Source organism: Pseudomonas sp. PA-4-8C, from assembly GCF_021606625.1.
Taxonomy (GTDB): Bacteria; Pseudomonadota; Gammaproteobacteria; order Pseudomonadales; family Pseudomonadaceae; genus Aquipseudomonas; species Aquipseudomonas lactis.
This window is the reverse complement of sequence record NZ_WKCD01000543.1, coordinates 1-1,213: the sequence shown is the minus strand read 5'-3', so window position 1 is coordinate 1,213 and position 1,213 is coordinate 1. Positions and strand designations below refer to the sequence as shown.

Below are 1,213 nucleotides of genomic sequence, written 5' to 3'. Positions count from 1 at the left end.
GCCTACCTGTTCACGCCCGAAGCCACTGTAAGCGCTTCCCATTACCACGCGCTGCGCCATACCCAGGCCAGCGAAACCGCGCTGACCAACCTGTTTACCGGCCGCCCGGCGCGGGGCATCGTCAACCGGGTGATGCGTGAACTCGGTGCCATCAACCCGGCGGCCCCGGCGTTCCCCAAAGCCGGAGGCGCATTGATGCCGCTCAAGGCCAAGGATGAGGCCGGTTTCAGCAACCTGTGGGCAGGCCAGGCCCTGGGGCTGGGCAAAGACCTGTCCACCTACGACCTGACCCGCCAATTAGCCGAGCACAGCTTGAGCAAACTCACCCGCGGCTGATTTGAGCAGCAACTTGGCACTGTACCGGCAATGGCCAACCGCTATATATTCCCATACATAGCGGTAAGCCCTCTTTCCTACACCCTGCCGTACACCTTCAAGGAGTTGCCTCATGATGACCCGCGTTTCGCGCCTGGCCCCCCTGCTTGCCGCCTTTGCCTTGGGTACGGCCCATGCCGATGAAGTTCAGGTGGCCGTGGCCGCCAACTTCACCGCCCCGATCCAGGCGATTGCCGCCGACTTCGAGAAAGACACCGGCCATAAACTGGTCGCGGCTTACGGTGCCACGGGGCAGTTCTACACCCAGATCAAAAATGGCGCGCCTTTTGAAGTGTTCCTCAGCGCCGATGACACCACCGCGCAAAAACTCGAAAGCGAAGGCGCTACCGTCAAGGGCTCACGCTTTACCTACGCGGTCGGTACCCTGGCGCTGTGGTCGGCCAAAGAAGGCTATGTGGATGCCAAGGGCGAGGTGCTGAAGAAAAATGAGTTCAAGCATTTGTCCATCGCCAATCCCAAGGCTGCACCCTACGGCTTAGCCGCCACCCAGGTGCTGGCCAGAGAAGGCTTGACTGACAAGGTCAAGGACAAGCTCGTCGAGGGCCAGAACATCACCCAGGCTTATCAGTTTGTTTCCACCGGCAACGCCGAGTTGGGCTTTGTCGCCCTCTCGCAGATCTACAAGGACGGCAAAGTCACCAGCGGTTCGGCGTGGATTGTTCCGGCCTCCCTGCATGACCCGATCAAACAGGACGCCGTGATCCTCAACAAGGGCAAGGACAGCGCCGCCGCCAAGGCCCTGGTGGACTACCTCAAAGGCCCGAAAGCCGCTGCCGTTATCAAATCCTACGGTTACGAGCTGTAAATGCCCCTGTCG

General features: G+C 60.5%; 2 protein-coding genes. Both read left to right on the top strand.

The window, feature by feature from the left end; all coding sequences use genetic code 11:
- A partial coding sequence (locus GIW04_RS30820) for a nitronate monooxygenase (RefSeq protein ID WP_236479623.1) occupies positions 1-336 on the top strand: 336 nt, incomplete at its 5' end.
- A gap of 112 nt (positions 337-448) precedes the next feature.
- The gene (gene modA / locus GIW04_RS30815; RefSeq protein WP_120248079.1) at positions 449-1,201 is read left to right on the top strand and encodes a molybdate ABC transporter substrate-binding protein; all 753 of its coding nucleotides are present in this window, start codon (positions 449-451) and stop codon (positions 1,199-1,201) included.
- Positions 1,202-1,213: the final 12 nt, after the last annotated feature.

Bases quoted from the DNA above. Each gene is read 5' to 3' on its own strand.
- modA (WP_120248079.1), top strand. From the start codon at position 449: ATGATGACCCGCGTTTCGCGCCTGGCCCCCCTGCTTGCCGCCTTTGCC.